This is a genomic window from Phaeacidiphilus oryzae TH49, assembly GCF_000744815.1.
Classification (GTDB): Bacteria; Actinomycetota; Actinomycetes; order Streptomycetales; family Streptomycetaceae; genus Phaeacidiphilus; species Phaeacidiphilus oryzae.
In genome coordinates, this window is the sequence record NZ_JQMQ01000005.1 from 4,577,147 (window position 1) to 4,600,403 (window position 23,257).

Below are 23,257 nucleotides of genomic sequence, written 5' to 3' on the forward strand. Positions count from 1 at the left end.
GCCGGACCGACCGGACCACCAGCCGCAGCGCGCGCCCGAGCACCGCTCGGACGCGCGCTGCGGCGCATCCGAAAGACCTTCCCCCATGCCCACCGGCCGCTACTCGCTCCACGACCCCCACGACGACACCCCCCTCGGCGACGAACGCTTCTCCTGCGCCCCCGGCCCCTCCGGGTGGCGCTACGTCTCCAGCACCTTCGCTCCGGACGGCACCCCCGACGGCTCCGTCGACCTCACCCTGGACTCCCTCGGCCGCCCCGTCCGGCTCCAACTCCGGGCCGGCGCCTGGCAGATCAGGGGAGGCCTGATGGACGGCCTCAGCTGGGTACGCACCCCCCTGGACATGGACCCGGACACCACCGCCGAGCACACCACCGACGGCAACGCCCACGCCCACGCCTTCACCGGCCGCTCCCCGGCATTCGCCCTGGCGGCCGCCCGCATCCTCAGAGCCGCCCCCGGCGGCCTGCGACCGGGCGCCACAACGCGGCTCCGCCTGGTCGCCCTCGCCCACCCCGTGCTCGCCGCGCGCACCCTCGACCAGGGGTGGACCTACGAGGGAAGCGAAGCACACCCCACTGACAACGGGCCCCTCACCGTCGAGCGGTACACGGTCGCGGACCTGGAGACGGGGGAGCAGTCCACCCTCCACATCGCCGGCGACGTCCTCCTGGCGGCCCCGGGGGTCGAGCTGGAGGACCTGGACACACCACCCAATCAGGGGGTTTGACCCCGGCCGCAGCGACGTGTAACGTACTCCGAGTTGCCCCCGAGGAGGTGCGTCGCTCGACGCACTGGTTCCGGGCGGTCGACAAAACTCTGAGAGATCTTCGGATTAACGCACTGCGGTCCAATTTGGCTGCGGGGGAAGTGATCCGCTAAAGTCTCTCTCGTCGGAACGGAGGCCGAAAGGCCGAAGGAAAGACGGAAACCGAACCGCCGGAAACGGTCTGGTAAGGTGGAAAACGAACGAAGCGCCCGGAGGCGCCGGAGGGATACCGGCCCGAAGGAAGCGTCCGTTCCTTGAGAACTCAACAGCGTGCCAAAAGTCAACGCCAGACTATAAAACACCCCGTCTGTCTCGGTTTCCGAGGCGGCGAGGTTCCTTTGAAGAATCACAGCGAGGATTCACATCCTCTGCGTGATGCTCTATTTTAAAGCATTCACGGAGAGTTTGATCCTGGCTCAGGACGAACGCTGGCGGCGTGCTTAACACATGCAAGTCGAACGGTGAAGCCCTTCGGGGTGGATCAGTGGCGAACGGGTGAGTAACACGTGGGCAATCTGCCCTGGATTCTGGGATAACACCGGGAAACCGGTGCTAATACCGGATATGACCCTCCTCCGCATGGTGGGGGGTGGAAAGCTCCGGCGATCCAGGATGAGCCCGCGGCCTATCAGCTTGTTGGTGGGGTGATGGCCTACCAAGGCGACGACGGGTAGCCGGCCTGAGAGGGCGACCGGCCACACTGGGACTGAGACACGGCCCAGACTCCTACGGGAGGCAGCAGTGGGGAATATTGCACAATGGGCGCAAGCCTGATGCAGCGACGCCGCGTGGGGGATGACGGCCTTCGGGTTGTAAACCTCTTTCAGCAGGGAAGAAGCGCAAGTGACGGTACCTGCAGAAGAAGCACCGGCTAACTACGTGCCAGCAGCCGCGGTAATACGTAGGGTGCGAGCGTTGTCCGGAATTATTGGGCGTAAAGAGCTCGTAGGCGGCCTGTCGCGTCGGATGTGAAAGCCCGGGGCTTAACCCCGGGTCTGCATTCGATACGGGCAGGCTGGAGTGTGGTAGGGGAGATCGGAATTCCTGGTGTAGCGGTGAAATGCGCAGATATCAGGAGGAACACCGGTGGCGAAGGCGGATCTCTGGGCCATTACTGACGCTGAGGAGCGAAAGCGTGGGGAGCGAACAGGATTAGATACCCTGGTAGTCCACGCCGTAAACGTTGGGAACTAGGTGTTGGCGACATTCCACGTCGTCGGTGCCGCAGCTAACGCATTAAGTTCCCCGCCTGGGGAGTACGGCCGCAAGGCTAAAACTCAAAGGAATTGACGGGGGCCCGCACAAGCGGCGGAGCATGTGGCTTAATTCGACGCAACGCGAAGAACCTTACCAAGGCTTGACATACACCGGAAACGTCCAGAGATGGGCGCCCCCTTGTGGTCGGTGTACAGGTGGTGCATGGTTGTCGTCAGCTCGTGTCGTGAGATGTTGGGTTAAGTCCCGCAACGAGCGCAACCCTTGTCCTGTGTTGCCAGCGGGTTATGCCGGGGACTCACGGGAGACTGCCGGGGTCAACTCGGAGGAAGGTGGGGACGACGTCAAATCATCATGCCCCTTATGTCTTGGGCTGCACACGTGCTACAATGGCCGGCACAATGAGCTGCGATACCGCAAGGTGGAGCGAATCTCAAAAAACCGGCCTCAGTTCGGATTGGGGTCTGCAACTCGACCCCATGAAGTCGGAGTCGCTAGTAATCGCAGATCAGCATGCTGCGGTGAATACGTTCCCGGGCCTTGTACACACCGCCCGTCACGTCACGAAAGTCGGTAACACCCGAAGCCGGTGGCCCAACCCTTGTGGGGGGAGCCGTCGAAGGTGGGACCAGCGATTGGGACGAAGTCGTAACAAGGTAGCCGTACCGGAAGGTGCGGCTGGATCACCTCCTTTCTAAGGAGCACTTCTCATCCGCGTAAGCGGGTGCAGAGGCCACTACGCCGGCACACGTCCGGCGGTGGTAGCTCATGGGTGGAACGTTGACTATTCGGCGCGTTGAGTGTGGTGACACCGCTAGTACTGCCCTTCGGGGCGTGGAACGCGGGTGATCGCCGACTCGACGTGCTGGGCGCGCTGTTGGGTCCTGAGGGCACGGATGTGTCTTCAGTGCCGACCCCATGCTTGGTGAGGTGGGTGGTTGGTTGTTGCTTGAGAACTGCACAGTGGACGCGAGCATCTGTGGCCAAGTATTTAAGGGCGCACGGTGGATGCCTTGGTACCAGGAACCGATGAAGGACGTGGGAGGCCGCGATAGGCCCCGGGGAGCTGTCAACCGAGCTTTGATCCGGGGGTGTCCGAATGGGGAAACCCGGCGATCGTCATGGGTCGTCACCCGCTGCTGAACGCATAGGCAGTGTGGAGGGAACGCGGGGAAGTGAAACATCTCAGTACCCGCAGGAAGAGAAAACAACCGTGATTCCGGGAGTAGTGGCGAGCGAAACCGGATGAGGCTAAACCGTTTGTGTGTGAGACCCGGCAGGGGTTGCGCAGGCGGGGTTGTGGGAGCGAGCTTCAGTCTTCTGCCGGAGGCTGGGTGAGTCAGAAATCGTTGGTGTAGGCGAAGGGCATGTGAAAGGCCCGGCGTAGAGGGTAAGACCCCCGTAGCTGAAACGTCAGCGACTTGCTTGCTTGTTTCCCAAGTAGCACCGGGCTCGAGGAATCTGGTGTGAATCTGGCGGGACCACCCGCTAAGCCTAAATATTCCCTGGTGACCGATAGCGGATAGTACCGTGAGGGAATGGTGAAAAGTACCGCGGGAGCGGAGTGAAATAGTACCTGAAACCGTGTGCCTACAAGCCGTGGGAGCGTCGCCGGCAGCTTGCTGCTGGTCGTGACTGCGTGCCTTTTGAAGAATGAGCCTGCGAGTTTGCGGTGTGTTGCGAGGTTAACCCGGGTGGGGTAGCCGTAGCGAAAGCGAGTCCGAAGAGGGCGTTTTCAGTAGCACGCTCAAGACCCGAAGCGGAGTGATCTAGCCATGGGCAGGGTGAAGCGCGGGTAAGACCGTGTGGAGGCCCGAACCCACCAGGGTTGAAAACCTGGGGGATGACCTGTGGTTAGGGGTGAAAGGCCAATCAAACTCCGTGATAGCTGGTTCTCCCCGAAATGCATTTAGGTGCAGCGTCGTGTGTTTCTTGCCGGAGGTAGAGCACTGGATAGGCGATGGGCCTGACCGGGTTACTGACCTTAGCCAAACTCCGAATGCCGGTAAGTGAAGCGCGGCAGTGAGACTGTGGGGGATAAGCTCCATGGTCGAGAGGGAAACAGCCCAGAGCATCGACTAAGGCCCCTAAGCGTGTGCTAAGTGGGAAAGGATGTGGAGTCGCAGAGACAACCAGGAGGTTGGCTTAGAAGCAGCCACCCTTGAAAGAGTGCGTAATAGCTCACTGGTCAAGTGATTCCGCGCCGACAATGTAGCGGGGCTCAAGCGCACCGCCGAAGTCGTGTCGTTCAGACATTAGGGCCAACGCCTGTCTGGATGGGTAGGGGAGCGTCGTGTGCCGGGTGAAGCCTCCGCGGAAGCGAGGGGTGGACGGTTCACGAGTGAGAATGCAGGCATGAGTAGCGATTCAGGAGTGGGAAACTCCTGCGCCGATTGACCAAGGGTTCCTGGGTCAAGCTGATCTGCCCAGGGTAAGTCGGGACCTAAGGCGAGGCCGACAGGCGTAGTCGATGGACAACCGGTTGATATTCCGGTACCCGTGGCAGTGCGCCAGCGCTGAACCAGGTGATGCTAAGCCCGTGAAGCCGCCCCTGATCTCTTCGGAGTGAGGGGGAGTGGTGGAGCCGGCGGACCAAGCTTGTAGTAGGTGAGCGATGGGGTGACGCAGGAAGGTAGTCCAGCCCGGGCGGTGGTTGTCCCGGGGTAAGGGTGTAGGACGTCAGGTAGGCAAATCCGCCTGGCAATAGTCTGAGACCTGATGCCGAGCCGTTGTGGTGAAGTGGATGATCCTATGCTGTCGAGAAAAGCCTCTAGCGAGTGCTGTTGCGGCCCGTACCCTAAACCGACTCAGGTGGTCTGGTAGAGAATACCGAGGCGTTCGGGTGAACTGTGGTTAAGGAACTCGGCAAAATGCCCCCGTAACTTCGGGAGAAGGGGGGCCATTGCTGGTGATCACCCTTGCGGTGTGAGCTGGTGGTGGCCGCAGAGACCAGCGGGAAGCGACTGTTTACTAAAAACACAGGTCCGTGCGAAGCCGTAAGGCGAGGTATACGGACTGACGCCTGCCCGGTGCTGGAACGTTAAGGGGACCGGTTAGCCTGGATTCGTCTGGGCGAGGCTGAGAACTTAAGCGCCAGTAAACGGCGGTGGTAACTATAACCATCCTAAGGTAGCGAAATTCCTTGTCGGGTAAGTTCCGACCTGCACGAATGGCGTAACGACTTCCTGACTGTCTCGACCACAGGCCCGGTGAAATTGCACTACGAGTAAAGATGCTCGTTTCGCGCAGCAGGACGGAAAGACCCCGGGACCTTTACTATAGCTTGATATTGGTGTTCGGTTCGGCTTGTGTAGGATAGCTGGGAGACGGTGAAGTCGCCACGCCAGTGGTGGTGGAGTCAATCTTGAAATACCAGTCTGGTCGTGCTGGATGTCTAACCTGGGTCCGTGATCCGGATCAGGGACAGTGTCTGGTGGGTAGTTTAACTGGGGCGGTTGCCTCCTAAAGGGTAACGGAGGCGCCCAAAGGTTCCCTCAGCCTGGTTGGCAATCAGGTGGTGAGTGTAAGTGCACAAGGGAGCTTGACTGTGAGACTGACGGGTCGAGCAGGTACGAAAGTAGGGACTAGTGATCCGGCGGTGGCTTGTGGAAGCGCCGTCGCTCAACGGATAAAAGGTACCCCGGGGATAACAGGCTGATCTTCCCCAAGAGTCCATATCGACGGGATGGTTTGGCACCTCGATGTCGGCTCGTCGCATCCTGGGGCTGGAGTAGGTCCCAAGGGTTGGGCTGTTCGCCCATTAAAGCGGTACGCGAGCTGGGTTTAGAACGTCGTGAGACAGTTCGGTCCCTATCCGCTGTGCGCGTTGGAGTCTTGAGAAGGGCTGTCCCTAGTACGAGAGGACCGGGACGGACGAACCTCTGGTGTGCCAGTTGTTCTGCCAAGGGCATGGCTGGTTGGCTACGTTCGGGAGGGATAACCGCTGAAGGCATCTAAGCGGGAAGCCTGCTTCGAGATGAGGACTCCCACCCACTTGTTGGGGTAAGGCTCCCAGTAGACGACTGGGTTGATAGGCCGGGTCTGGAAGCCCTGTGAGGGGTGGAGGTGACCGGTACTAATAGGCCGAGGGCTTGTCCATAGTTGCTCCGCGTCCACTGTGTTGTTCTGAAGAAACAGCCTGCCACAGGCAGATTTCTTCATAGTGTTTCGGTGGTCATGGCGGTCAGGGTACGCCCGGTTACATTCCGAACCCGGAAGCTAAGCTGGCCAGCGCCGATGGTACTGCACTCGGGAGGGTGTGGGAGAGTAGGACGCCGCCGAACAAACATTCAAAAAAGGGGCTCTCCCCGGTCATGTACCGGGGAGAGCCCCTTTTTTGTTTCCCGTGCGGGGTGCAGACTGGGGCGATGGTTGCTTCTGACGCGCTGTCACCGATCCAGGCGCTCCGGTGGGAGGAGGGCCCGGAAGGGCCGGCGCTCGTACTGCTGGACCAGACCCAACTGCCGAACATCGAAGCCGAGTTGGTGTGCACGAGCATTCCCACCCTGGTGGAGGCCGTCCGTCGGCTGGCCGTGCGCGGGGCACCACTCCTCGGACTCGTGGGGGCGTACGGCGTGGCGCTGGCCGCCGCCCGCGGATTCGAGGTCGCCGACGCCGCCGAGCGGTTGGCGAATGCGCGTCCGACGGCGGTCAATCTCTCCCTCGGAGTACGCCGGGCCCTTCAGGCCTATGAAGCAGCGCTCAAGGAGTACGGCGAGCGGCATGCCGACGAGGACGAGCCGCTCGCCGACGATTCCCGGGCCTTTCAGGTCGCCGCGGCCGCCGCACTCGCGGCCGCTCGCAAGCTGCACAGTGAGGACGCGGACGCCAGCCGCCGAATGGGCGAGCTCGGGTCCGGTCTCCTGGACGAGCTGCTGCCGGGGGCGGGCGGGCTGCGGCTGCTGACCCACTGCAACACCGGCAGCCTGGTCTCCGGCGGGGAGGGCACGGCCTTCGCCGTCGCGCTGGCCCTCCACCGGCGGGGCCGGCTGGCCCGGCTGTGGGTGGACGAGACCCGTCCGCTTCTCCAGGGCTCCCGGCTCACCGCCTACGAGGCCTCCCGGGCCGGTATGCCGTACACGATCCTGGCGGACAACGCGGCCGGCTCGCTCTTCGCTGCGGGGGAGGTCGACGCGGTGCTGATCGGGGCCGACCGGATCGCCGCGGACGGCAGCACGGCGAACAAGGTGGGCAGCTACCCGCTGGCGGTGCTGGCCCGGCACCACAAGGTGCCCTTTCTGGTGGTGGCGCCGGAGAGCACGGTGGATCTGAGCACGGAGGACGCGGAGTCGATCGTGGTGGAGCAGCGGGCCGCCCAGGAGCTGACCGAGTTCGCCGGTCATGCGGTGGCCCCGGCCGGAGCGGCGGCGTACAACCCCGCCTTCGATATCGTGCCGCCGTCCCTGGTGAGCGCATTTGTCCTGGAATCCGGGGTCCAGGTGCCGGAGTCGTCGGAGGAGTGGCGGATCTCTCTGCCGTCCGTGGCCCAGATCACGGAGCGGTAATGAGACTATGGGCGGATGAAGGGACGCGTCCTTATCGTCGATGACGACACCGCGCTCGCGGAGATGCTGGGCATCGTGCTGCGTGGCGAGGGTTTCGAACCGTCTTTCGTCGCCGACGGCGACAAGGCTCTCGGTGTCTTCCGCGACACCAAACCAGACCTCGTGCTGCTCGACCTCATGCTTCCGGGGCGGGACGGGATCGACGTCTGCCGGCAGATCCGGGCCGAGTCCGGGGTGCCCATCGTGATGCTCACGGCCAAGAGCGACACCGTCGACGTCGTGGTCGGCCTGGAGTCCGGGGCCGACGACTACGTCGTCAAGCCGTTCAAGCCGAAGGAACTGGTCGCGCGGGTCCGTGCGCGCCTGCGTCGGGCCGAGGAGCCGACGCCGGAGCAGCTGGCCATCGGCGACCTGGTGATCGACGTGGCCGGGCACTCCGTGAAGCGCGACGGCCGCAGCATCCCGCTCACCCCGCTGGAGTTCGACCTGCTGGTGGCGCTGGCGCGCAAGCCGTGGCAGGTCTTCACCCGCGAGGTGCTGCTGGAGCAGGTCTGGGGGTACCGGCACGCGGCTGACACGCGGCTGGTGAACGTCCATGTCCAGCGGCTTCGCTCCAAGATCGAGAAGGATCCGGAGCGGCCCGAGATCGTGGTGACGGTGCGTGGTGTCGGGTACAAGGCGGGACCCAGCTGATATGAGCGGATCGACCCCCACCGTCGCGACCGCCTCGCCGGGAGACGACGGCGGGCGGTCGGTCCCGCGCGGGCTGCGCGAGGACGAGGTGCAGACCGGCCACGCCGGCCAGACCGGCCACGTCGGCCAGCCCGGCCGCGCCGGGCACCCCGGCCAGGCGTCGCAGGACGAGCGGCCCGCACAGGCCGCCCAGGGGCGGGAGCGGGCTCTCCCCCCGCCCGCCCGGCACGGCGCCGCGCGGATGCAGCCGCTGCTGGGCGTGGCCGCGCTGGTGCTCCGGCGCGGCAAGGGACTCTTCCGCCGGGCGCGGGCGCTCTGGCGCCGGTCCATCCAGCTGCGGGTGGTGGCCACCACCCTGCTGCTCTCGCTCGGCGTGGTGCTGCTGCTCGGCGTCGTGGTGATCAACCAGGTCCGCAACGGGCTGCTGGACGCCAAGGTGCAGACCGCGCGCAGCCAGGCGGCCAGCGGCTTCGAGACGGCTCAGCTCCAGCTCTCCGAGTCCGGCGCCAACCGGACCGCGCAGAGCGAGAGCGGGCAGGCATCCTCCGCGGCCGGCGGCGGGCAGGGCGGCTCCCAGCTCGACATGGGCACCTGGCTGACCCAGGTCACCCAGCGGTCCAGCGGTGCCGGGGACTACTCGGTGGTGGCGATGGTCCCGCCGTCCGCCACCTCGGCGGGGGTCTCCGACTCCGCCGGATCGTCCGGTGCCGCAGGGTCGGCCGGTGGGGCCGGGGGCGTGGACAGCTCCGGTATTCGCGGCCCTCGGACCAGCAACGACGTGGTGCCGAGCAGCGTTCCTGAGTCGATGCAGGAGGCGCTGGCCTCCACCGGGCAGCAGCAGGAGGCGTACACCCAGATCGTCCGGGAGACCGGGAGCGGCCAGCAGACCAGCACGCCTGGCATCGTGATCGGCCGCCAGCTCTCCGGCCCCGACAACCAGCCGTACCAGCTGTACTTCCTCTTCCCGTTCCAGGAGGACTCCAAGACGCTGGGGCTGGTCACCGAGACGCTGGCGATCGCCGGGGTCTTCGTGGTGATCCTGCTCGGCGCGATCGCCTGGCTGGTGGTTCGCCAGGTCGTGGCGCCGGTGCGGATCGCGGCCGGGATCTCCGAGCGGCTGGCCGCCGGCCGGCTCGAGGAGCGGATGAAGGTCAGCGGCACCGACGACATCGCCCGGCTCGGCGAGTCCTTCAACAAGATGGCCGCCGCGCTCCAGACGCAGATCCGGCAGCTCAAGGAGCTGTCCCGGATGCAGCGGCGGTTCGTCTCGGACGTCTCCCACGAGCTGCGCACCCCGCTGACCACCGTGCGGATGGCCGCCGACCTCCTCTACGAGGCGCGCGAGGACTTCGCCGACGCCTCCTCGGCGCGCTCGGCCGAGCTGCTGCAGACCCAGCTGGACCGGTTCGAGTCGCTGCTCGCCGATCTGCTGGAGATCAGCAGGTTCGACGCGGGCGCCGCCGTGCTGGAGGCCGAGCCAGTCGACCTGCGCGAGGTGGTGCAGCGGGTGGTGGAGTCGGCCGACCCGCTGGCCCGGGTCAAGGGCAGCCAGGTGCTGGTGGTCGGGGACGAGCGCGCGGCGGTGGCCGAGATCGACCCCCGGCGGATCGAGCGGGTGCTGCGGAACCTGGTGGTCAACGCGCTGGAGCACGGCGAGGGCCGTGATGTGGTGGTCAGGATCGCGGCCTCGGAGGAGGCCGTGGCCGTCGGCGTGCGGGATCACGGGATCGGCCTGAAGCCGGGTGAGGCGTCCAGGGTGTTCCACCGCTTCTGGCGGGCGGACCCGGCACGGGCCCGGACCACCGGAGGCACCGGGCTGGGGCTGTCCATCGCGCTGGAGGACGCCAATCTGCACGGCGGCTGGCTCCAGGCCTGGGGCGAGCCGGGCGGCGGTTCGCAGTTCCGGCTGACCCTGCCGCGGAGCGTCGGGGCCGAGCTGCGGCGCTCCCCGATGCCGCTGGAGCCGGAGGACTCCCGGGGCAACCGGGGGCTCGGGGCGTCCGGGGTACCGTTCCAGCGCCGGGCGATCGCCGGGGGCGCGCGGAGCGCGGAGGAGCCGAAGGCTCAGCCGCCGGCGCTCCCGGGCGGGGCCTCCACGACGGGAGCCGTCGCCGGCTTCACGGGCGGGCCCGCCGTGACGGCCGGCCCCGCCGGAACCTCGGGTTCCGCGGGATCGGCCGGGAACACCGGGGCGGGGGGCGCCTCCGGCGCGGGGAACGCCGGGGCGGCCGTCGCGCCGTCGGACGTCCTCGGCTCGGCGAGCAGTTGGAGCACGGGTTCGCAGCTGGTGGTCCGCCGGGTCGGCGGGCAGCAACAGGAAACGGTGAACGGCGGGGAGGCTCGGCGAGATGCGGGCGAGCAGGGCGAGCGCGGCGGCGACGCCGAGCACGGCGGAGACGCCGGGCGCGACGGGCGGCGCGTCGACGCGGCCCGAGACGGCGCGGCCGGGGACGGCGAGTCCCCGGCGGATGCCGCCGCTGCGGGTACCCCCGCAGCGGACGGCCGAGAGCCCGAAGCCGATCTCTGAGCTGCGGCCGGAGCGGCCGGCGCGGTTGGAGCAGCCGGCGCGTCCGGAGCGGCCCGAGCAGCTGGGGCGGCCCGAGCAGCCGGAGCAGCCGCCCAAGCGGCCGTTGCCGGCCCGGCTCCCCGCCGCCCGGGTGTCCCCGCAGCGGCGGCGCCGGCGGGTGCGCGCCCTCGGCGTGCTGGTGGCCGCGCTCTCGGCGGCGCTGCTCTCCGGCTGCGCGACCATGCCGGACAGCGGTCCCGTCAGCCAGGCCTCGGGGGACGGCGGGACGGACGCCCAGAACGCGCAGAACGCCCAGGTGCGGGTGTACGCGGTGCCGCCCCGGGCCGGGGAGCAGCCGAAGCAGCTGCTGATGGACTTCCTGGACGCGGTGACCAGCGACGAGTCCGGGTTCGCCACCGCCCGCCAGTACCTGACCAGCGAGGCCTCGCAGCACTGGCGGTACGGGGCGCAGATCTCCGTGCTGGACGGCCCGCCGAGCATCTCGGTCGTCCCGCAGGGCAGCGAGCATGTGCACATAGAGATCAGCGGCGACCGGGTGGCGACGGTGGACAGTCAGTCCGCCTACCAGCCCGAGACCAGGAACAGGTCCTTCTCCGCCGGTTTCGACTTCGTCAACGACCGGTCGACCGGTGGGCAGTGGCGGATCGACCACCTGCCCTCCGGGATGATCCTCCAGCAGATCGACTTCCAGCGGATCTACCAGTCCGTCAACCTCTACTTCCCCAGCCGGACGACCGGGGTGGGCGGTGATCCCCACCAGCCGGTGCTGGTGCCGGACCCGGTCTTCCTGCGCAGCCGCACGGATCCGGTGACGGAGGCGGCGCGGGCGCTGCTCCAGGGCCCCACCTCCTGGTTCGGGGACATCGCCTACTCCGGGTTCCCGTCCGGGGCGCGGCTGCTGGACGACCAGGTGTCGCCGGACGACAGCGGCGCCGTCCACCTCCACCTGAGCGGTGTGCGGGGTCTCTACCAGGAGCAGGACATCTGCCGTGAGATGGCCGCCCAGATGCTGACCACCCTCCAGGACGCCTCCTCGGGGGCGGTCAAGCAGGTGTCGCTGGCCTCCGGGACGAAGGGCTCGGACGCCTGCTCGGTGGACCCGACGAGCGCCGGGCAGTGGTCCCAGGACCAGCTGTCCGAGGATCCGGGCACGGCGTACTACCTGGGCTCCGGCGGTCAGGTGATGAAGGCGGCGCCGGACTCCGGGACGGCGCAGCAGGTCAGGCTCGGTCAGCCGACGGTCACCGCGGACGGTGGGCCGGGGGCGATCGCCGTCTCCCGGGTCGGCGACACGAGGATCGCCGAGGTCACCAAGGGCGGGCACCAGCTGTATGTGGAGTCCGCCGTGCCGGGCGGGGAGGGCGGCGACCCGTCGACGGGCGGCAAGCAGCCGTGGCTGACCAGCTCCAGCGGCTCGCTCTCGGCGCCGAGCTGGGACGGGACCGGGACGCTGTGGGTGGCCGACGGGGACGCCGGCGGTTCGCAGGTGCGGGCGATGCTCAACGGCAAGCAGGTGCCGGTGCAGCTGGTCGGGCTCGGTGGGCGGCAGGTCAAGGGGCTGCGGGTGTCCGCGGACGGCACGCGGATCGCGTTGCGGCTGGCGCAGGGCGGGCAGAGCACCCTGTGGCTGGGCCAGGTGGTCCGGGCCGGGCGGGTGGACGCACCCTCGTTCACCATCGGCGGGCTGCGTCCGGTGGCTCCGCAGCTGGTGGACGTGTACTCGATGTCCTGGGTGGCGGACGACGGGCTGATCGTGCTGGGCCGTCCGTCCGGCGGGGCGAAGGAGCTGGAGTACGTGGACACCGACGGGTCGCCGGCGGCGCCGGGGGCCGCGCAGGTGCCGATGGTCGAGGGGATGACGACGGTCTCCGCGTCCCTCGCGGCCTCGCAGCCGCTGCTGGCCGACTCGGGCTCCGCGGGCACCGTCTACCGCCTCCAGCAGAACACCAGCTGGCGGGCGCTGTCCCCCGGCGGGGGGGCGCCGACTTACCCCGGGTAAGGGGCCCCCGGGTAAGGGGTCCCTGTAAGGGCCCGTGCCGGGCAGGCCCGGCTGTTCAGGGCCGGCGTCTGCGGCGGGTGGTGGCCGCGACGGCGGCGATGGCCAGGACGTCGGCGCCGGAGGCGGTGAGGGCCCGGGTGGCCTCGGCGAGGGTGGCGCCGGTGGTGATGAGGTCGTCGACGAGGACCACGCGGCCGCGGGCCAAAGCCGCCTCCCAGCGCGGGGCGACGTCCAGCGCGCCGCTGAGGTTGCGGCGCCGCTGCTCGGCGCGCAGGCCGGCCTGGTCGGCGACCGTCCTGGTCAGCCGGAGGGCCGGCAGCACCCGCGCCGGGACGGCGGCGGAGCGCAGCGCGCGGGCCGCCTCGCGGGTGAGCCGCCGCATCGGGTCGTGGCCGCGGGCCCGGACGGCGGTCCGCGCGGAGGGGACCGGCACCAGCAGCAGCGGAGGCGCCTCCGGTCCGGGCCGGGCCCGGACCGCGGCCCGGACCGCCGAGGCGAGCGCCTCACCGAGTGGGCGGGCCAGCCGCACCGCGCCGCGCTCCTTGTGGGCCAGGATCAGCTGCCGCACCGGGTCGGCGTATGGGGCCACGGCGTAGACCTCGGGGAGTCCGCGGCCGGCGCCGGGGCGGGAGCCGGTCTCCACCTGGAAAGGCGCCACGGCGCGCAGCAACTCGCGGCAAGCCGCGCAAAACTGGGTATGGGGGGCGGCGCAGCCGGCGCAGCGGGTGGGGACGAGGAGGTCGAGGACGGCGTCGAGGAGATCCGTAGCAGTCTGCTGGGATCGGCGGTGACAGCAGTGGCTGGCGTCCATGGCCAACCGATCATTCCGGCCGGGGCCGGTGTGACCGGGGGTTTCGCGGGCGCGTTCATCCGAAAGAGCGGAAGCCGCCCGCAAGGGCTGTACAAGCTTCCGGTTCGCCACGACTTTGGGATCCAGGAGGCGAGGCGGCAGTTGTCCGCCCCGGCGGGCGAAACCCGGGTAATCGGTGTTCCATGGGGTTCCAACCCCTCTCTCTGGGGAGGAAGGGGTGTGAGGGGGTGGTTCCGCCCCCAGGCTCTTCGAGCAGGGGGTGCCCCCGTCTCGGGTGCTACTCCGGGATCGCGTGGGGGACGGGACCGCCGCCTCGATGGGCCGGGTGGGCCTGCTGGGTCCACCGGCGTCAGCGCAAGGGAACGGAGTTCTGCGTGGACATCGTCGTGAAGGGCCGCAAGACCGAGGTGCCCGAGCGGTTCCGCAAGCACGTGGCCGAGAAGTTGGAGAAGATCCAGAAACTCGACGGAAAGGTGATCAGCCTCGACGTCGAGGTCTCCAAGGAGCGCAACCCGCGCCAGGCCGACCGTTCCGACCGAGTCGAGATCACGATGCGGACCCGCGGTCCGGTGATCCGGGCCGAGGCCTGCGCGTCCGATGCGTACGCCGCGCTGGACAAGGCGTCAGCGCGGCTGGACGCCCAGATGCGCAAGGTGGCGGACCGCCGCCGGGTAGCCAAGAAGGGCGAGGGCAAGGCCCCCATCAGCGTGGCCGAGGCCACCGCCCCGCTCGCCGCCGAGCTGAACGGCTCCGCGGCCGAGGAGCCCGCGGACGAGGTGCCGGTGACCCGGATCGGGACCCTGGAGATCGAGGGCGAGGGCCCGCTGGTAGTCCGGGAGAAGACCCACGAGGCCGAGCCGATGGCGCTCGACCAGGCACTGTACGAGATGGAGCTGGTCGGCCACGACTTCTACCTGTTCGTGGAGAAGGACAGCGGCATGCCGAGCGTCGTCTACCGGCGCCGCGGTTACGACTACGGTGTGATCCACCTGCAGCCGACCGCGGGGGCGTAGGCGAGGCCCGGAGAAAGCCGACGGTTCGTCAACTGTGCGGCGGCATCGGACTGCTGAGCGGCCCGGTGCCGCCGCCGCGTCGGCACAGGTACCGTTCACGCTACCGGGGTGCGGGGCTTCGCAGGGCGCGGGCACATGCCATTGACACGACCGGGGGACCCCTCAGTACCGGGTGATCACAATGTCGGTGCACCGTGGAATCATGACCGCTGCACGGAGCAGTCGAGAGGCAGAGGGCAGCCGCCCAGCCGAGGGGGAGGACCGGATGGGGGACCACTGGGATTCCGGACCTGCCGACGAGATCGGCGGCCCGGGGATGAACGGCGCGGCCGGGGCGGCCGGGGCGCAGGCGGCGTCCGCGGAGCCGATCCGCGTGCTGGTGGTGGACGACCACGCGCTCTTCCGCCGCGGGCTGGAGATCGTCCTGGCGCAGGAGGAGGACATCACCGTCGTCGGTGAGGCGGCGGACGGTGCCGAGGCGGTGGAGAAGGCCGCGGACCTGCTGCCGGACATCATCCTGATGGACGTCCGGATGCCGCGCCGGAGCGGGATCGAGGCCTGCATGGCGATCAAGGAGGTCGTCCCCAGCGCCAAGATCATCATGCTGACGATAAGCGACGAGGAGGCCGACCTCTACGAGGCGATCAAGGCGGGGGCCACCGGCTACCTGCTGAAGGAGATCTCCACGGACGAGGTGGCCACCGCGATCCGCGCGGTGGCGGACGGCCAGTCGCAGATCAGCCCGTCGATGGCGGCGAAGCTGCTGACCGAGTTCAAGTCGATGATCCAGCAGAAGACCGACGACCGGCGGCTGGTGCCGGCGCCGCGGCTGACCGACCGCGAGATCGAGGTGCTGAAGCTGGTCGCGACCGGGCTGAACAACCGGGACATCGCCAAGCAGCTGTTCATCAGCGAGAACACGGTCAAGAACCACGTCCGGAACATCCTGGAGAAGCTCCAGCTGCACTCCCGCATGGAGGCCGTGGTCTATGCGATGCGGGAGAAGATCCTCGAAATAGGCTGAGCCGGGCGCGGCCGGGCGCGGCCAGGGCGGGCGCTAGCCGCTCACCGCCGCGGTCAGCGGGCCGGCGAGGGGAGCGGGGGAGACCTGCTCCACCTTGACCGCCGAGCAGCCCACCCACTCGGCCGCCTCGCGGAGCGCCTGCGCGGCGGCGGGCAGGGCCTTCGGGCCGGCCAGCGAGACCTGGCGGGCGACCAGGGTGTTCCCCTCCCGGGCCGGGTCCACCCGGCCGACCAGCCGGCCGCCGGAGAGCAGCGGCATCGCGAAGTACCCGTGCACCCGCTTCGGCCTGGGGACGTACGCCTCCAGGCGGTGGCTGAAGTCGAAGACCCGCTCGGTGCGGGCGCGGTCCCAGATCAGCGAGTCGAACGGGGAGAGGAGGGTGGTGCGGTGCCGGCCGCGGGGCGGGCCGGCGGCGAGGGCGGCCGGATCGGCCCAGGCCTCCTCGGGTCCGGCGCCCTTCCGGCCCCAGCCGGCCACCCGCACCGGGACCAGGCCGGAGTCGGGGAGGGCGGAGCGGGCCTGGTCGGTGGAGAGCCGGTAGTAGTCGGCGAGATCCTTGACGGTGGCCACGCCGAGGGCCGCTCCGGAGCGGGCGACCAGGGCGCGCAGGCAGGCGTCGTCGTCCGGTTCCCGGGCGAGGAGTTCGGCCGGGACGGCGCGTTCGGCGAGGTCGTAGATCCGCTTCCAGCCGCGGCGGCGGGTGCAGACCACCTCGCCGGTGTCCAGCAGCCACTCCACGGCGATCTTGGTCTCCGACCAGTCCCACCACGGGCCGCCGTTCTTGGCGCCGCCGAGGTCGGTGGCGGTCAGCGGGCCGTCCGCGCGGAGGCGGTCGAGGACGGCGCGGCAGGCGGCCTCCTTGTCGGAGAGGAGGTGCCAGCGGTGGCCGCGGGCGCGGCGGGCGCGCCGGCGGAAGGCGAAGAGCGGCCACTCCTCGATCGGCAGTACGCAGGCGGCGTGGGCCCAGTACTCGAAGGCGGTCGCCCCGGACCAGTAGGCGTCCTCGACGGCGGCGCGGCCGACGGCGCCGAGGCGGGCGTAGGGGATCAGCTCGTGGGAGCGGGCGAGCACCGAGATGGTGTCCAGCTGGACGGCGCCGAGGCTGCGGAGCAGGCCGGGGACGCCGGAGCGGCGGTCGGGGGCGCCGAGGAGGTGCTGGGCGCGCAGGGCGAGGCGGCGGGCTTCGTCCGCGGAGAGATCCATGCGAGGCAGGGTAGGGCCGGGGACTGACAGTCCGCCCCGGCCCCGCGGGTTCGCGCAGCGAGTCAAGGGGCGCGGGGAACTGCGCCCAGCCGTCTACGGCGCCGCACGCGGCAACGGCGGCTGGGTTGCAACCCGGACTCCGTACCCGGCTGCGGCGCCATAAGCGGCTGGGCGCGCCGTTCCCCGCGCCCCTGATTGTGCGGCTGCGCCGCAGCAACCCCCGGGCGGCGACATCACACCGCGAAGCTCAGCACTCGCGACTTCATCGCTGCGTGCGGGGCGCTGCGTGCGGGGCGCTGCGATCGGGGCGCTGCGTCAGTCGGTGGCGAGGCGGGCGTGGAGGTGGAGGTCGTGGAGGGTGCCGGAGGCGTCGGGGAGGGACTGGCGCTGGGTGCCCTCGACGAGGTAGCCGCAGGCCACGGCTATCGCGCAGGACGCGGCGTGGCCGGTCATATGGCCCAGTTCGACCCGGTGGAAGCCGTACTCGGCGAAGGCGAGCTCGGTGACCCGGCGCAGCGCCAGCTTCGCCGCGCCGCGGCCGCGGGCGTCCGGGAGGAGCCAGTAGCCGACCGCCGCCGCGCGGGCCAGCGGGCTCGCGTCGCGCAGGGTGATGCCGCCGAGGAGGCGGTCGTCGGCCGGGTCGGTGATCGCCCAGGCGCGCTCGTCGGCGGCGGCCTTGGCCAGCCACGCGCCCGCCGCGGCCGTCGCCGCGCCCGGCAGGTCCGGGTCGGGGAGCTGCACGACCGGGTTCCAGCGGCGTACCTCGGGGTCGGTCAACATCGTGCGGACGCAGGTGAGTTCGGCCGCGTGGTCGGGGCCGTGCCAGTGCCGCAGGGCTATCGTGCCGGTCACGAGGGGGAGCCTCCGGTGAGGTCGTCGGGGAGGAGGGAGCCCAGCCAGGCGTCCCTCCGCTCGCCGCGGTGGAGGAGGCGGGAGCGCAGGGTGCCCTCGAAGTGGAAGCCGACCCGGTGGGCGACCGCCCGCGAGCCCTCGTTGCCGACCACGGCCAGCCATTCGATCCGGTGGACGGGCAGCTCCTCGAAGCCCCAGCGGCAGACCGCGCGGACCCCTTCCGCGGTGAGCCCCTGCCCCCGCTGGCCCGTGGCCGTCCAGTAGCCGATCTCGGCGATGCCCTCGCCGTGCCGCAGGTCGCGGGCGTGGAGGCCGATCGAGGAGACCAGCGCGCCGTCGTCGCGGCGGAAGGCGCCGAAGTTGAGGAGGGTGTGCTCGGCCCAGCCGCGCGGGGCCAGCTCGGTGACGAAGGTCTCGGCGTCCCGCCGGGTGTACGGCGAGGGGACCGTGGTCCAGCGCTGGATCTCCGGGTCCTGGCAGGCCTCGGTCACGGCGTCGACGTCCGGTGCGCCGAGCGGGCGGAGGACGAGCCGGGCGGTGGTGAGGACGGGCGGGATCATCGTTTGAGTATCGCCGAGCCCTCCGGCCGGGGGACATCGGGTTTTCGCAGGTGGGCGGTGTGCGGCGGTTTGTGTGATTCATCACGGTGGCTGACGGTGTGTCAGATCACTGGCAGGAGTGACGGACGGGCTGTGTGTTGACGGACCTCCCGGCCCGCTGGGTTCCTCGCATACGATGGCGGCGAGGTGGTGTGCCCGGGAGTCCCCCGGCTCGCCGCAAAGAGCGCCCCAGGCCCAGGCAAGGAGCCCGCATTCGTGTCCGTCCTCGACAAGGTGCTGCGCGCAGGAGAAGGAAAGATCCTGCGCAAGCTGAACCGCATCGCCGCCCAGGTCAACTCCATCGAAGAGGACTTCGTCAACCTGACGGACGCCGAGCTGCGCGCGCTCACGGACGAGTACAAGCAGCGGTTCGCCGACGGGGAGTCGCTGGACGACCTGCTCCCCGAGGCCTTCGCCACGGTCCGTGAGGCGGCCAAGCGCACCCTCGGCCAGCGCCACTACGACGTGCAGCTGATGGGCGGCGCCGCCCTCCACCTCGGGTACGTCGCCGAGATGCGCACCGGTGAGGGCAAGACCCTCGTCGGCACGCTCCCGGCGTACCTCAACGCGCTGTCCGGCAAGGGCGTCCACCTCATCACCACCAACGACTACCTGGCCGAGCGCGACTCGGAGTGGATGGGCCGGGTGCACCGCTTCCTCGGCCTCGACGTCGGCGTGATCCTCGCCAACATGTCCCCGGCCGAGCGGCGCCGGCAGTACCACTGCGACATCACCTACGGCACCAACAACGAGTTCGGCTTCGACTACCTGCGCGACAACATGGCCTGGTCGCAGGAGGAGCTGGTGCAGCGCGGCCACAACTTCGCGATCGTCGACGAGGTCGACTCGATCCTGATCGACGAGGCCCGCACCCCGCTGATCATCTCCGGCCCGGCCGACCAGGCCACCAAGTGGTACGGCGACTTCGCCAAGCTGGTGCAGCGGCTGAAGCTGGACCGGGACTACGAGGTCGACGAGAAGAAGCGCACGGTCGGCATCCTGGAGCCCGGCGTCACCCGGGTCGAGGACTACCTGGGCATCGACAACCTCTACGAGTCGGTGAACACCCCGCTGGTGGGCTTCCTGAACAACGCCATCAAGGCCAAGGAGCTCTACAAGAAGGACAAGGACTACGTCGTGATGAACGGCGAGGTCCTGATCGTCGACGAGCACACCGGGCGTGTGCTGGCCGGCCGCCGCTACAACGAGGGGATGCACCAGGCGATCGAGGCGAAGGAGGGGGTGGAGGTCCAGAACGAGAACCAGACCCTGGCCACCGTCACCCTGCAGAACTTCTTCCGCCTCTACGAGAAGCTCTCCGGGATGACCGGTACGGCGATGACCGAGGCCGCCGAGTTCCACCAGATCTACAAGCTCGGCGTGGTGCCGATCCCGACCAACAAGTCGCCGCAGCGGATCGACCAGTCGGACCTGATCTACAAGTCCGAGCCGGCCAAGTTCGCCGCGGTCGTCGACGACATCGCCGAGCGGCACGAGAAGGGCCAGCCGGTGCTGGTCGGCACCACCTCGGTGGAGAAGTCCGAGTACCTCTCCCAGGAGCTGCGGAAGCGCGGCATCCCGCACGAGGTGCTGAACGCGAAGTACCACGAGCGCGAGGCCCAGGTCGTCGCCCAGGCCGGGCGCAAGGGCGCGGTCACCGTGGCCACCAACATGGCCGGCCGAGGCACCGACATCATGCTCGGCGGCAACCCCGACCACCTGGCCGCGGCCGAGCTGGCCCAGCGCGGGCTCACCCCGAGCGACACCCCGGAGGAGTACGAGGCCGCCTGGCCGGCCGCGCTGGAGAAGGCGAAGGCCGTCGTCAAGGCCGAGCACGAGGAGGTCCAGGCGCTCGGCGGGCTCTATGTGCTGGGCACCGAGCGGCACGAGTCGCGGCGGATCGACAACCAGCTGCGCGGCCGCTCCGGCCGTCAGGGCGACCCCGGCGAGTCGCGGTTCTACCTGTCGCTGGGCGACGACCTGATGCGGCTGTTCAAGGCCAACATGGTCGAGCGGGTGCTCTCCATGGCCAACGTGCCGGACGACGTGCCGATCGAGTCCAAGATGGTCACCCGGGCCATCGCCTCCGCGCAGACCCAGGTCGAGCAGCAGAACTTCGAGACCCGGAAGAACGTCCTCAAGTACGACGAGGTGCTCAACCGGCAGCGCGAGGTCATCTACGGCGAGCGGCGCCGGGTGCTGGAGGGCGAGGACCTGCGCGAGCAGATCGGCCACTTCATGGACGACACCATCAAGGCGTACGTCCAGGCCGCGACCTCCGAGGGCTTCGCCGAGGACTGGGACCTCGAGAAGCTGTGGGGCGCCTTCAAGCAGCTCTACCCGGTGAGCGTGAGCCTGGAGGAGCTGGCCGAGGAGGCCGGCGGCGTCGACGGGCTGAACGCGGACGACATCCAGGGCGTCATCACCGACGACATCCACGGCCGGTACGAGGACCGCGAGGCGCAGCTCGGCGAGGCCGTGATGCGCGAGCTGGAGCGCAGGGTCGTGCTGTCGGTGCTGGACCGGCGGTGGCGCGAGCACCTCTACGAGATGGACTACCTCCAGGAGGGCATCGGGCTGCGCGCGATGGCGCAGCGCGACCCGCTGGTCGAGTACCAGCGCGAGGGCTTCGACATGTTCAACGCCATGATGGAGGGCATCAAGGAGGAGTCGGTCGGCTACCTCTTCAACCTCGAGGTGCATGTCGAGCAGCAGGTCGAGGAGGTGCCGGTGGCCGACGCCGCGGACGCGGTGGAGGACGCGGTGCCGGTGGGCGCGGCCCCGGCGGAGATCCACGCCAAGGGCCTGGAGCAGCCGCAGCGGCCGGACCGGCTGCACTTCAGCGCCCCGTCGGTGGACGGCGAGGGCGGCGTCGTGGAGGGTGACTTCGCGACCGCGTGCGGTGGGGCGACGTCCGCCGTGCCGGAGGGCGACGGGATGAGCCGGGCCGAGCGGCGGAAGGCCTCGAAGGGGCGCCGCCGGAAGAAGTAGCGAGCGGTTTTTCGCCGCGCCCCCGCACCGCGGGCCCTCGGGCCTCGGGGCGGGGGCGCCGTCGTCTCTCAGCGGGGGAACTGGCGGGCGTTGAGTGCGGTGAGCTTCCAGGTCGGCCGGGGCCGGGTGAAGCGTTCGGCGCGGAAGGCGAGCATCTCCACGCGCCCGTCCGGGAGTTGGATGGAGGCGCAGGCCTCGATCACCGGGCCGTGCTCCTCGGGCGTCGAGGTGTGGACGCTGCGGAGCACCGGCAGCAGGCCCTGCTGGGGGCGGAAGACCCCGCGGCGCAGCAGCGCCAGCAGGCGCTCCGGCACCGGGTAGCGGGTCAGCGCGACCAGCTTGTCCGACGGGCGCTGGGCGGTGAGGACCTCCAGCAGCAGCCGGGCGAAGGTCTGCGCGACCCGGTCCGGCTCGGGGTGGGCCCTGCGGCACGGGCGGGGGCCGTGCAGCCGGGCGAGCTGGGCTCCGCGCGGGGCCTGGGTGGGCACGCGGGGCCGGGCGGGGCAGGCGGTGCCGCCGGTCCTGGCGGTCCTGGTGGTCCTGGCGGGCCTGGGCGAGTGGATGACCATGCGTCGAACACCCCCGGGGGCTGGTGGGCGGGTGCGGAGCGGCCGCTGGGGATCTTGCTATCGGCCGCCGGGGGCGCGGGCAATGGGCGCCCGCGACCATGTCGTCACGGAGAGTGATCCACCCTTTCGGGGAGGTGTAGCGAAGAGTCGCAGGTCAGTGCCCGAATGCCGGGGGCGGGGACGTCATCGCCGCACGCCCTGCCGGGACGCCGGTACCGGGGTGTGTTCACTCGATGGGGGACCGTCCCGGCGCCCGTATCATGAGCTCCATGCGCGTCTACGTCCCGACCACCCTGCGCGAGCTCGCGCAGCTGAGCCTCGGCCCGGCCCCGCTGCCCGCGTACGCGGTGACCCCGGCGCTGCGCGAGTGGTACGTCAGCGACGACCTGGAGGAGCTGGAGTACGCCGCCCTGGTGCGGGCCGCCCAGGCCTCCCTGCGGCTGCTGGCCGGGGACCCGAAGGCGCCGCGCCGCCGCGTGGTGGTGGCCGCCGACGTGCCGGACGGCCTGGTGAAGGCCGACCGGAACGGCGAGTTCGACCACCCCCTCGCCCTCGGCCGGGTGCTGCTGACCGAGGTGCTGCCGCTGGCCAGGGCCGCCTCGGTGCATGTGGACGCGGACGACGCGGAGGCCGACGTGGCCGCCGCGGCCAAGGCCGCCGAGGCGGCGGACACCGGCGGGGACGACGACGCGCGGTTCACCGTGGACGGCGCCGAGGACCACGAGCTGCTCTGGTACGCCACCCAGGAGATCCCGGCCCTGTTGGCCGAGTGAGGTTCCGCGGGTAGGAATGCCGGGTGGCAGCCATCGGTACGCACATCGTCTGGGACTGGAACGGCACCCTCTTCCACGACATCGACGTGGTCGTGGCGGCGAGCAACGCCTCCTTCACCGCCGTGGGGCTCGAACCGCTGAGCGTGCGCCGCTATCGGGAGCTCTTCTGCGTCCCCATCCGCGACTTCCACCGCAAGGTGCTCGGGCGTCCGCCGACCGAGGAGGAGTGGCGGCTGATGAACGAGGTCTTCCAGCGGGAGTACACGGCCAGGCGGGCGGCCTGCGGGCTGGCCGCCGGGGCCCGTGAACTCCTGCGCGGCTGGCGGGCCGGCGGCCGCTCGCAGTCCCTCCTCTCGCTCTACGCCCATGACGAACTGCTGCCGCTGGTCGGCCGGTTGGGGATCGCCGAGGAGTTCGTCCGGGTGGACGGCTCGGTCGGGGCGTTCACCGGCGAGAGCAAGGCCGAGCACCTCGCCCGGCACCTCCTCGACCTGGGCCGGGCGGCCGCCGGGACGGTGGTGATCGGGGATTCCGCGGACGACGCCCGGGCCGCACTGAGCGTCGGCGCCCGGGCGGTGCTGTACACCGGGGGCTCGCACGCCCGGGAGTCGCTGGAGGCGGTCGGGGTGCCGGTGGTGGACTCGCTGGCGGAGGCGGTCGCGTGGGCGGCGGGCGCGGCCGGCTGACCGTTCCGGGGATTCGCTGGTCACGTTCC

The 23,257-nt window shown here is 69.7% G+C and carries 15 protein-coding genes and 3 rRNA genes; 13 read left to right on the top strand and 5 right to left on the bottom strand.

From position 1 onward, the window contains the following. Window positions 1–85: 85 nt before the first annotated feature. The 8 genes from BS73_RS24085 (at window position 86) to BS73_RS36490 (ending at window position 12,707) form a co-directional block, all read left to right on the top strand. The gene (locus BS73_RS24085; protein WP_037575827.1) at window positions 86–730 is read left to right on the top strand and encodes a hypothetical protein; all 645 of its coding nucleotides are present in this window, start codon (window positions 86–88) and stop codon (window positions 728–730) included. Between the two features lie 432 nt (window positions 731–1,162). Continuing rightward, window positions 1,163–2,678, top strand: a 16S ribosomal RNA gene (locus BS73_RS24090). Between the two features lie 287 nt (window positions 2,679–2,965). Further along, a 23S ribosomal RNA gene (locus tag BS73_RS24095) occupies window positions 2,966–6,083 on the top strand. A gap of 67 nt (window positions 6,084–6,150) precedes the next feature. Beyond that, window positions 6,151–6,267, top strand: a 5S ribosomal RNA gene (gene rrf, locus BS73_RS24100). Together the 16S, 23S and 5S rRNA genes form the textbook arrangement of a ribosomal RNA operon. An 84-nt stretch (window positions 6,268–6,351) precedes the next feature. After that, complete coding sequence (gene mtnA / locus BS73_RS24105) at window positions 6,352–7,488, top strand: S-methyl-5-thioribose-1-phosphate isomerase (RefSeq protein WP_037575828.1); 1,137 nt, start codon at window positions 6,352–6,354, stop codon at window positions 7,486–7,488. A gap of 15 nt (window positions 7,489–7,503) precedes the next feature. After that, window positions 7,504–8,181 carry an MtrAB system response regulator MtrA gene (gene mtrA / locus BS73_RS24110; protein WP_037575829.1) on the top strand — a complete coding sequence of 226 codons (678 nt, stop codon included), beginning with the start codon at window positions 7,504–7,506 and terminating at the stop codon, window positions 8,179–8,181. Between the two features lies 1 nt (window position 8,182). Further along, window positions 8,183–10,708: an MtrAB system histidine kinase MtrB gene (mtrB, locus tag BS73_RS24115; protein ID WP_051940402.1), complete on the top strand. Its 2,526-nt coding sequence runs from the start codon at window positions 8,183–8,185 to the stop codon at window positions 10,706–10,708. Between the two features lie 25 nt (window positions 10,709–10,733). Continuing rightward, window positions 10,734–12,707, top strand: coding sequence for an LpqB family beta-propeller domain-containing protein (locus tag BS73_RS36490; protein ID WP_152617702.1), 1,974 nt, complete (start codon window positions 10,734–10,736; stop codon window positions 12,705–12,707). A gap of 55 nt (window positions 12,708–12,762) precedes the next feature. Here the strand turns inward: BS73_RS36490 and BS73_RS24125 are convergent, their stop codons facing one another. After that, window positions 12,763–13,365, bottom strand: a complete 603-nt coding sequence (locus BS73_RS24125) for a ComF family protein (protein ID WP_235215510.1) — start codon at window positions 13,363–13,365, stop codon at window positions 12,763–12,765. Window positions 13,366–13,892: 527 nt separating this feature from the next. Between BS73_RS24125 and hpf the strand changes: the two genes are divergently transcribed. Then, complete coding sequence (gene hpf, locus BS73_RS24130) at window positions 13,893–14,531, top strand: ribosome hibernation-promoting factor, HPF/YfiA family (protein WP_037575831.1); 639 nt, start codon at window positions 13,893–13,895, stop codon at window positions 14,529–14,531. A 316-nt stretch (window positions 14,532–14,847) separates the two neighbouring features. Continuing rightward, entirely contained in the window at window positions 14,848–15,555 is a 708-nt protein-coding gene (locus BS73_RS24135) for a response regulator (RefSeq protein ID WP_152617893.1), read from the top strand. Between the two features lie 33 nt (window positions 15,556–15,588). Here BS73_RS24135 and BS73_RS24140 read toward each other — a convergent pair whose 3' ends face one another. The 3 genes from BS73_RS24140 to BS73_RS24150 all read right to left on the bottom strand — a co-directional run bounded on the left by BS73_RS24140 (window position 15,589) and on the right by BS73_RS24150 (window position 18,170). Then, window positions 15,589–16,758, bottom strand: a complete 1,170-nt coding sequence (locus BS73_RS24140) for a winged helix-turn-helix domain-containing protein (protein WP_037575833.1) — start codon at window positions 16,756–16,758, stop codon at window positions 15,589–15,591. Window positions 16,759–17,073: 315 nt separating this feature from the next. Then, window positions 17,074–17,610, bottom strand: coding sequence for a GNAT family N-acetyltransferase (locus BS73_RS24145; RefSeq protein WP_051940406.1), 537 nt, complete (start codon window positions 17,608–17,610; stop codon window positions 17,074–17,076). Then, window positions 17,607–18,170, bottom strand: coding sequence for a GNAT family N-acetyltransferase (locus BS73_RS24150; protein WP_037575836.1), 564 nt, complete (start codon window positions 18,168–18,170; stop codon window positions 17,607–17,609). The genes BS73_RS24145 and BS73_RS24150 overlap by 4 nt, the downstream gene beginning before the upstream one ends. A 255-nt stretch (window positions 18,171–18,425) precedes the next feature. Between BS73_RS24150 and secA the strand changes: the two genes are divergently transcribed. Continuing rightward, window positions 18,426–21,200: a preprotein translocase subunit SecA gene (gene secA, locus BS73_RS24155; RefSeq protein WP_037575839.1), complete on the top strand. Its 2,775-nt coding sequence runs from the start codon at window positions 18,426–18,428 to the stop codon at window positions 21,198–21,200. Window positions 21,201–21,268: 68 nt separating this feature from the next. Here the strand turns inward: secA and BS73_RS24160 are convergent, their stop codons facing one another. Continuing rightward, window positions 21,269–21,769: an Rv3235 family protein gene (locus tag BS73_RS24160; RefSeq protein WP_037575842.1), complete on the bottom strand. Its 501-nt coding sequence runs from the start codon at window positions 21,767–21,769 to the stop codon at window positions 21,269–21,271. Between the two features lie 269 nt (window positions 21,770–22,038). Here BS73_RS24160 and BS73_RS24165 point away from each other — a divergent pair, with 269 nt between their 5' ends. Both BS73_RS24165 and BS73_RS24170 read left to right on the top strand, forming a co-directional pair. Beyond that, a complete protein-coding gene (locus tag BS73_RS24165) occupies window positions 22,039–22,542 on the top strand; it encodes a DUF6912 family protein (RefSeq protein ID WP_037575845.1) in 504 nt (167 codons plus the stop codon). 23 nt (window positions 22,543–22,565) lie between these two features. Next, window positions 22,566–23,228, top strand: a complete 663-nt coding sequence (locus BS73_RS24170; RefSeq protein ID WP_037575848.1) for an HAD family hydrolase — start codon at window positions 22,566–22,568, stop codon at window positions 23,226–23,228. The last annotated feature ends 29 nt before the right edge of the window (window positions 23,229–23,257 follow it).